Source organism: Paenibacillus sp. OT2-17, from assembly GCF_009827695.1.
GTDB lineage: Bacteria > Bacillota > Bacilli > Paenibacillales > Paenibacillaceae > Paenibacillus > Paenibacillus polymyxa_B.
This window is the reverse complement of sequence record NZ_WUDQ01000020.1, coordinates 22,407-31,417: the sequence shown is the minus strand read 5'-3', so window position 1 is coordinate 31,417 and position 9,011 is coordinate 22,407. Positions and strand designations below refer to the sequence as shown.

The window sequence follows — 9,011 nt, the reverse complement described above, 5'->3', positions numbered from 1 at the left end:
TGCATAATCGTCTGCGGCTTGGGCTGATTCGATCATCGTTTCCAGCGCAGCTGCCTTATTCGCAGCCATACGAGCCAGCGTAATCCATGCTCCCCCGCCCACAACAATAAAGACAAGCAACGCAATCAAAATCCGTTTGATCAGCTTACGGCGGTTTTTAGGCTTTTCCTGAAAAACTTTATTTACATAAATGGCCGCTGCCGTGTAATTATTCACCGTCCGGTGCTGTTTGCTTAGCAGAACCTCTTCCAATGTATCCGTCAGCATGACCGGGTCCTTCGCTTCCTCTAGCGCCCCCAGCATTTCCGCCAACTCGACGTCCTCCCACATCCCTGACGTAGCGAGCAGGATTACATCTCCATCTGCAAGCTGCGTCTTTTTGGCGTAATGGGCATGAACTCCATTGGGATTTCCCAAGTATTCCAGCAGATTGCCTCGTTCCTCATGTGTGCTGGTCGCTTCGTCTGGAATGCGTCCATCATCTGCCAATGACTGAGCCAGGCTATGATCCTTACTGCGAAAATTAAGCCTTCCATTGCGAAAATGATATAGTCGCACATTACCGCACGAAACATACACCATTTTGTTGTAGTTGGTCACTACCATCAGCAGACTGGCTTTGAGCCGAACACGACGGCTTTCAAATTGCAGCCATTCCTGCGCTTCACGAAGATCTCTCATCAAGCGCCGTTTGGACATGGAAGGCTTCTCCATGAAGTTTTCCAGCACCGTTTTGACAACCATTTCTGCGCTGCGCAGTTCCTGATCCGAATCCAGACCGTCTGCGAGGACATAACAGGCCATGTCGTCCGTCTCCATGAATGCAAAATAGTCCCGGTTGTCTATGTAAGAGCCCGCTTCCGACACAAAGGCGGTACTAAAATCGCTGTTGTCCTTGCGCATCGCTACCCCCGTCTTTCTTGTTTCATCCTATCGCCAAAATAAGTACTGTCGCATTATCCTGACTTTTAAAGCCTTTATCATTAATGGCGTCGATCATGGCATCCGCTGTTTCCTGTGGTGTTCCACCCTTGCGCATAATCTCTTCCAGTTCAATCTCCGTCAGCGCCTCCTGAATGCCATCGCTGCACAGCAGCACATGATCGCCTGAATACAGACGAATCGGTGCACTACCCAGTTCCATGCTCTCAAAGCCCTCATAGCCTAAGTAGTTGACCAGTTGATTGCGCACTGGACTCGTTTTGGCTTCCTCCGAGGTCATTTGTCCAGCAAGCACTCGTTCCTCCAGCAGTGTTTCCGCTGTATGCTTGGAATTGACTGTTTGGAAATGACCATTGCGGTAAATCGTAATCAGGCTGTCGCCCACCGCTCCGTAATACAGCTGATAGCCGCACACAATGACCGCAGCCAGCGTCGTTCCTCCGCCCTGTCCATTCAAATTTTGCAAAATGCCGCGATTGCTTTGAGTTGCCGCCTCTGCAAAATATCCGTTCAAATTCGTTGCATCTTCCAGCTTGGCAAACGCCTTCGTAAAAGTCGTCACAGCTAAGGTACTGGACATACGTCCATTGGCCAGTCCACTAATACCGTCTGCGACAACAGCCAGCGTACCGACAGGTGTCATCATACTGGAGAAATAATCATCCTGCTCGCTCCGGCTCCCGATCGTTTGACCATTTCCGATCTCAATTCCACTCACGGTACGGCTGCCGGAACTTCGCGTCAGTCGTATACGGATCATGAGAAGAACAGCGAATAGTACCGCAGCTCCACTTACAACAAAATAAGGCTGCATATCGTTACCTCCCTGCACCATTGCCCAATTCCGTCCTAGTTTTCGTTATCCCACTCAAAATGGGCGCCACACAGCGGGATAAAGATAAATTTGCTGTGTCCCAGCTGAATCACGTCATAGGCAGCCAGCTCTGCTGGTGAATATACCGCCTCGTTATTGTGGTACGCCAAACCTGATGAATCGCCTGGCAGCAAGTAAAAGTTACGTCTCTTCGGATCATACACAATGACAGCATGATTTCTGCGGGAAATCGTGTTATCCCCGATAATGCGGACATGCATTTCCTCTGCGCGCCCGATAAAGTTTTTCTCCGCCATAATGCGATAGTCCTGACCCACCTGTGCTCCTTCGATGCATACCAGCCATCCAGTTACTGGATGAATGCCCACTGTCTCGCCCAAATAAGGCATTGTTTTGTCATTATCTCCCGCGACGTTTGTTTTTGCTGCTGGCTCTGCGCTCTTGGGTGCAGCTACATTTACTACCGTGTTGCAATATGGACACGTATTTCCGTGCTTTCGTGTACTGAACATGTGTCCGTTCGGGCATCTTGTCAAACTCATAGTCGGTTCCTTCCCCCATTGTCATGATTGTCTTTTCAGCGATCTAAGGATTTTGCAGCATCCTCATCTATTTAACGAGCAGTCTCGTATTGGCAATATATAATAAGTCACCTGAGTAAATCCGGTATGGCTCACCGCTTTCCAACTTCTTGGTTACACTTTCGTTGGCAGACCGCAAGCCTGTACCATTACCGGAATCCACATCCTCCACAAACCAGTCGCTGTTCACCCGGTTGAGCACCGCGTGCTCCACACTTACCAGGGAGGCATAGTCTGTACCTACCAAATCAATATCCGCCTCTGAACGTGACGTTGTTTTACCGATTAAGAGCGACGTTTCGCCTTCGATATACCATTCTTTAATGGACTCGCCCTCTTCATCAATCAACACCAGCTTGGCAATCCGATGACGTTGTGTCTTTGGCTTGGCCACGGGTACAACGGACACCAGATTGCGCAATATGTATACAAGCACGCCGATTCCAATACCTATCGCGACCACGGTTTTCAAACCGCTGTAGCCTGTACGATTAAACACATAAAAGGCGATCGCCAGCATCAGCCCGAACATGGCAACATCTATGATGAAAACCCATCTGTTCTGCGCCGTTTTCACTGCTTGCTTCCCCCATTTCTATCCTGAAATCATCACTTTTTACGAATACCGAAAAATTGGTTAAACATCGCTGAGGTATCCGTCGGATCACCGGGTTTTTTCGTTTTTTTCCCTGGTGAGCCCTCCTTCGTTTTCGGATGAAAACCAAAAAATTGCTCAAAATCAGTACCTATATCAGCCGGATTGAATCCTTTGGCTGCCGTACGCGCCACGCCGGAGGATGCAGCCCCTCTGCCTCTCTCTCGCTGTTCCCCGCCAGCTCCCTCAGTTTTTCGGATGAGCTCGGCATCGTATGCCTGCCGCAATGCTTCGTCACGCAAGGTATTGTAAGCCTCGTGAATTAGCTTGAACTTGCGCGTTGCTTCCTCGCTTCCCTGGTTGGTATCAGGATGATACTTTTTGGCCAGTTTACGGTAAGCCTGCTTAATCTCTGCCTCCGAAGCATCCCGGCTGACACCGAGCAGCTCATAGTAGTTGGTCATTGTGTGATGTTCCCCTCTCCGAAAAAAATAAATATTAAGAGACCCGTAGGCCTCTTAATATTTATCCACCCTGCACTTGTGTGCCGGGTGAGTGTGTGTTTAAGCTGCACTTAACGTGAAGACGTTAAGCTTAAACCGGATATCCGCCGTCGATTGTAGCCAGCTCGGTTTTGTCTTTCTTTTGTTTGATGTAGAGTGTAAATGCACCTACACCTTCTGTGTCGCCGAAGTGCTCGTTGTAGTCTACAACGAAAGCATTCGGGAAGTGGATTTTACGCACAACTTGATCAGCTGCGATAACTTCCAGTGTTACTTTACGGTAGCTGTCTGCTTTTTCAGCAGGAACCAGAGACCACAAAGCCAGTTTCAGCGTGTCATCCGCGCTGTCACCGTCTACTGCTGTGATGATTTTGCCGCTGATGCGCAGCGTGGAGCCTACGTCAGTGGAGCGTGCATTGGAATCGTCCGGTGTATCGGTGTCATAAATAACCGTTTGGATGTTATCCAAGCCCAGCTCGATTGTTTCTTGTCCTTCTACTTTCAATCTGAATCCCATGTGTGTTGCCTCCTTGAAATTAGGTAATATGATGGCGGGAGATGCAGAGCTTCTCCGCGATTTATGTATAAAGGCGGTTCTGGATAGAAACGCCTCTAACATCTTTCGTAGTGCTCGGATCATGATTTGACCGAGCTGGTTCCCTTAGTGATCATGACTTCCAGGTTCTTCACATTACCGTTGAAGACCAGATCGATATGGCACATATTGCTTTTCTCATCAATAATGAAGCTCATATCGTCTCCGTCCTGAATGATCGAGTTAACAGATCCTCTGCTGCTCAGCCACTTGCTCTTCTGACTGCTCGGATTGTTACTGAAGAAGCGGACGATATTTTCGTGTTTGAAGTCCCCTGTCTGGTAGCGCAAAATACGTTCAATGTACGTGCTGACCAGCGTCTTGTAGATGGAGTCAAAGCCGTCCTCGGACATCGCCATGCTTCTCGCCTTGTAGACGGTAATCCGGCGGATATCCTTATCCTGAATCTGGGCGTTCTCCGATGAGAATACAAAGCCGAAGTTTTTACGGTTGATGGCATCCTTGATCGTGTTGGTGAAACCGGTGATTTCCTTGGCCATCGTCGTCACCGTGCGCAGACTGTTGTCTCCCGCTTCAATGTCGAAGCGTACGCCAGGGAAGTTCTTATTGACCGTTTTGAACGTCTCACGCAGGTATTCAGGACACTGATAGGAAGCGACCAAGCCGGCGGCAACATAGGCTGCACCCACATAAACGCCCTCGATCCACAGCTTGAGAATATCCTCTTTCTCCTTAGAGAGCTGTACACCGTCTTCGGTCTGTAGCATTTTGCTGTCGATAATGACACCCGATTTGTCCTTCGGAATAATCGTAAAGTTTGGTACACAAGGAATGGCAAATTCGCTATATTCTCTGCGAACGAGACTGGCACATTTATCGACATATTTGTCGATACCTGCTGTCGCCATACTGTTGAAAGTCGTTTCTTCACCGGATTCAAAATTAAAGAACATTTGAATTTTGTAATCCTTCACGACTTGCAGCAGCATTGAGAGCGATTCCATAGAATTTCCGCCCTGCTTAACGACCTTCTCGTTGCCCTTGAAGCGTTCACGTGAAACCTTTACCTTACCGGCTGCTTCAAGCTCGACGGATGGAACGATACCGAACCAGATCGTGTCGCTGAATTCATTCTTAGCATTCACAGTATTCAGGTACGTTTCCAGGCGCGGGATATTGCTGCTTTTCACCAGCATGTCCAGCTTGTTGTTCGCCACCAGCATTGTCGGCAGCATGTCTTTGCTCTTCGTTGCATATTGATTGAAGAACATTTTGACACCGAGAATTTTCTCCACAAGCGGCTTAACCGCCTTTACGAAATCGTCCTTGGCATTTTTATAGAACTCCAGATACGTGTTGTAGTTTTGAACTTCAACCGCTGTATCCACCTTGGTCTGAACTGCCGGCAGTGGCACAAACGTGCGAACCACCAAATCCTTCACATAGTCAGAAGGCGTATCTGTGATGGAGTTATAATCCTCTTCGAATACTTGGGAGAGATCGCCAGTGCTGTTCTCATCCAATAACATCAGCTCAGTACTGTCGCTCTTCGGCGCTTCAATAATTTTCAGTTCGCCGCTTTCCCCAATGGAGAGCATACCCACCTGAATCAGCTCGCCGGAGTTTTCCTCTTGGGCGCCACCGAGCAGAAGGCGGGTTTTGATGTCCTCAATTGCCAGTGGGAGCATAGCCATAACGTTGTTATAGTTCTGACTCGCTTCCTCGAACATTCCATTCAGCTTGTCACCCATGTCGAGTTTCTTTGGATCGCCATCATCCAGCTTGTCGTATTCACCATACATATAGTGAATCTCTTTGCGGACTTGACGAATATCATCCATGACCTTTTTCGGTGAAATCATATCCAGCAGATTTTCAAATTTGAAATCTACATTTGTAATTCCTTGACTGCGCTTGGTATCGATGAGCGTAAACAACATTTTCAGAAAGTCATTACTTTGATTTACACGAATTTCAGAAATGCTATCCTCATCAATTCCCTCTGGCTTTTTAAGGGTGTAGACGACTTTTTGATTGGCCGCGTTAAAAAACGAATACACGGTTGGTGAAAACTTATCCAAAAATTCGTCAAAGCTGCGCACCAGAAGGTGCTGATTAATTTCCTTGATCTTTTCATCGCTCAAGCTGTCAATACCCTTCACATCACCTACAATGGTGATCAGGTCCAGCTTTTCCGGGTTAATCTCTTCAAAAAGCATTGTCCGGTTGGTTTGATAAATGATTTCCATCGCTGTCGGCAAATGAATAAAGTATGAGTTATAGGTCCATTGCTCCATATACGGACACGGGATGTCCAATTTGAAACGGACGAATACTCATTTTTAGTTCTTTTGCCTCCTCCCCCCTACTTAACATTTAAATTCGTCAAAGGATTGAGCTTATACCACATTTACGGTACAGGCATGTAACCTCGAAAATCGGTCCGAAGCGTTATTCGGCTTTTAACGGCAAAGCATACAAATGAGATGTTTTTCAAATTAAAAAGTCAGATAACACAGAAATTTTAAATTTATGATTTCGTATTCCTAACTTCAATCCCAATTTTTGCCGTTGATACGAGAGCTATCATACAAAGCACCCTTCAGTTTTGTCAATTTCTGTAGTCTCAGATTGAAACAGGGCATTTTGACTCATTTTATGCGTGAATACGTAATTTTCATGATATGTTAGACCTGTTTCTTCAGGGAAATATTCACAAATGGAACTCAATTACCGATAGAAGTCCATTGGATATTTCTGATAAGCGTAAAAGAATCAAATTCATGGCTAATGTGAGGGTTATCAGCTGTTTTGATCCTTTATCCCTTATATCCCAAGGATTAGGAGAGTTGATCCCCCCATGTTGGTCTCGACGATGGAGGAGCTTATGTTCAGAATAAGGAAACTAGGGATTATCGTTTTCATGACTTTTGTACTATTTTTACAAATGGGCTTAAATGGGGTCATTTGCACTGTAAATCAGGCTAATGCAGCATCTTTGGGTGCTGTCCCGATCGAGGGTTATGATGCCGTTTTTGTATTGGATACCAGTTATTCCATGAGGGATACTGATCCTGAGGGCATTGCCGCCGAAGTCATCAATATGTTTATGGATTTGAGTGATGCAGACCGCACACGCGTAGGATTCGTTGCCTACAATCACAACGTGGTCGCCTCGAAACCACTGACTTCGATTGCCGTGGCAGCGCAAAAATCCCAAATCCAGCAGGATATCAGAACGCTAAACCGTTCCGGTTATACGGATTTGGGACTTGGGTTGCGCAAAGGCTCGGAGCTGCTAGCGGCAGGAGCATCCCAAGGGCGTCAGCCTTTTATGATTCTATTGTCAGATGGAGAGACTGATTTTGGTGCCTCCTCTGGTTCCCGATCTAAAGGTGACTCCAATAACGATATGTCCTCTGTCATCAAATCTGCACAGACCAAGGGATATCCGGTGTACACGATTGGTCTGAACCATGATGGCACAGTGAACCGACAAGAACTCGAACGGATCGCTTCTCAAACGGGTGGAGCTTCTTTTATTACGAGTAGTGCCGAGGATCTGCCTGAAATTCTGAACCGTATTTTCGCCAGTCAAATTCGCTCCAAGCTCGTTCCAATTGCTGCAATTACGACCACTGGCGAGATGCAAGAATTAACTGTAACTCTACCTGATTCTAGTATGGAGGAAGCCAATCTGGTGCTTTTGTCGGAGCATCCCCTTCTGGAAACACAGCTATATTCCAATTCAGAAAATGTCCGCAGGTACAAGTCGAGCCGATATGCGATTTTAAAAATCGAGCATCCACAGGCAGGTAAAGTGAAGTTGAAACTACGGGGCATACGCGGAGATTTGGTGAAAATCAATTTACTTGGCAGCTATCGACTGGAAGCCGAGGCTACCATGGGAGGAAAGCAAGCAACGGCAACTGATGGCGACAAGCCTGTGCAGTTGCTGAAAGGTCAAGCGACACCGTTTCAAGCTCAGCTTCTGTTGCCGAACAATCAAAAGCTTACAGATGAAGCCGTATATACGTCTCTCCAAGCCCATATTGTAGTTACTCCCAAGGGGGGCACAGCCAAAAAGGTGCCTATGACCTATAAGTCAGGAGCCTTTCATACCGAATATGCGTTCCCTCAAACCGGGGATTATACATGGCAGCTATCTCTGGATAGTCCGCAATGGTACCGTAAGGGAACTGTACATAAGGTTCACGCGGCCAATGCAGCACCACAAGTCTTGAAAGACCTGACGATTCACCTGGTAAAGGAAGACGGTGATTCCCGTCGAAGTTTATCAGATTTTATTGTTGACCCGAATCATGACAAGCTGAACTATAAGCTGGATTCAGAATCCTCTGGGGATACGATCAATGCTGAGATTAACGGTAATGATCTGCTGCTATCCGAGCTCCACACAGGTGACTCTCAGCTGAAGATTACCGCTACCGATCCGGAAGGAGCATCCAGCAGCGCTACACTAACCGTTTCCGTACAATCCCGATATACAGCCATTAAATGGACGGTAGCCATCAGTGTCGTAGTAGCTGCTCTTCTGTATTGGTTCTTGCGGCCGAAACCGCAGTTTGCCGGAAGAATTGAAGGATATTTTCTCGCTACAGCAAGTGGACAGGAGATTCCGGTAAAATCTTGGCCGCTCACCTCCTTTCCGGGCCGTAAGGTCAGCTTGCAGGAATTGTTCCGTACGCTTGACGTTCACGAACCGTTGCCAGAAGCGGAACGGATCGTATTTTCCGCAGGTAAAAAAGGGAGCCTAATCGTAAAACATGATACACGCTGCGCCTTACAGCATGGAAAGATCAGATTAGCCCGTAACAAAAAAGCGGTCATGGAGTACAGCGACAAACTGTACATTACATTCGAGGATGGTGTGACTGAAATCGAGCTGCGATACAAAGCGATTAAACCGAATACTTCAGTGTACACCGACCATATCCAAGCTCCGACAGGATAATGTCCGTCACAACGTAAAAAAAGA

General features: G+C 47.1%; 8 protein-coding genes. 1 reads left to right on the top strand and 7 read right to left on the bottom strand.

From position 1 onward, the window contains the following. The 7 genes from GRP75_RS06900 to GRP75_RS06870 form a co-directional block, all read right to left on the bottom strand. Positions 1 to 903 (bottom strand): PP2C family protein-serine/threonine phosphatase (locus tag GRP75_RS06900; RefSeq protein WP_369127578.1); only part of this gene is annotated, 903 nt, incomplete at its 3' end. Between the two features lie 22 nt (positions 904 to 925). After that, complete coding sequence (locus GRP75_RS06895; RefSeq protein WP_160788926.1) at positions 926 to 1,756, bottom strand: PP2C family protein-serine/threonine phosphatase; 831 nt, start codon at positions 1,754 to 1,756, stop codon at positions 926 to 928. A 35-nt stretch (positions 1,757 to 1,791) separates the two neighbouring features. Next, positions 1,792 to 2,319 carry an FHA domain-containing protein gene (locus GRP75_RS06890; protein ID WP_160788925.1) on the bottom strand — a complete coding sequence of 176 codons (528 nt, stop codon included), beginning with the start codon at positions 2,317 to 2,319 and terminating at the stop codon, positions 1,792 to 1,794. 67 nt (positions 2,320 to 2,386) lie between these two features. Next, positions 2,387 to 2,935, bottom strand: a complete 549-nt coding sequence (locus GRP75_RS06885) for an FHA domain-containing protein (RefSeq protein WP_053325939.1) — start codon at positions 2,933 to 2,935, stop codon at positions 2,387 to 2,389. Positions 2,936 to 2,967: 32 nt separating this feature from the next. Then, entirely contained in the window at positions 2,968 to 3,417 is a 450-nt protein-coding gene (locus GRP75_RS06880) for a J domain-containing protein (protein WP_071558380.1), read from the bottom strand. Positions 3,418 to 3,547: 130 nt separating this feature from the next. Further along, positions 3,548 to 3,973: a hypothetical protein gene (locus tag GRP75_RS06875; protein ID WP_013311475.1), complete on the bottom strand. Its 426-nt coding sequence runs from the start codon at positions 3,971 to 3,973 to the stop codon at positions 3,548 to 3,550. 119 nt (positions 3,974 to 4,092) lie between these two features. Then, positions 4,093 to 6,261, bottom strand: a complete 2,169-nt coding sequence (locus GRP75_RS06870) for a transcriptional regulator (RefSeq protein WP_160788929.1) — start codon at positions 6,259 to 6,261, stop codon at positions 4,093 to 4,095. A 638-nt stretch (positions 6,262 to 6,899) separates the two neighbouring features. Between GRP75_RS06870 and GRP75_RS06865 the strand changes: the two genes are divergently transcribed. After that, complete coding sequence (locus GRP75_RS06865; protein ID WP_237448946.1) at positions 6,900 to 8,987, top strand: vWA domain-containing protein; 2,088 nt, start codon at positions 6,900 to 6,902, stop codon at positions 8,985 to 8,987. Positions 8,988 to 9,011: the final 24 nt, after the last annotated feature.

Coding starts and splice junctions, on each gene's coding strand:
- GRP75_RS06865 (WP_237448946.1), top strand. CDS start 6,900: ATGTTCAGAATAAGGAAACTAGGGATTATCGTTTTCATGACTTTTGTA.
- GRP75_RS06890 (WP_160788925.1), bottom strand. CDS start 2,319: ATGAGTTTGACAAGATGCCCGAACGGACACATGTTCAGTACACGAAAG.
- GRP75_RS06870 (WP_160788929.1), bottom strand. CDS start 6,261: ATGGAAATCATTTATCAAACCAACCGGACAATGCTTTTTGAAGAGATT.
- GRP75_RS06875 (WP_013311475.1), bottom strand. CDS start 3,973: ATGGGATTCAGATTGAAAGTAGAAGGACAAGAAACAATCGAGCTGGGC.
- GRP75_RS06880 (WP_071558380.1), bottom strand. CDS start 3,417: ATGACCAACTACTATGAGCTGCTCGGTGTCAGCCGGGATGCTTCGGAG.
- GRP75_RS06895 (WP_160788926.1), bottom strand. CDS start 1,756: ATGCAGCCTTATTTTGTTGTAAGTGGAGCTGCGGTACTATTCGCTGTT.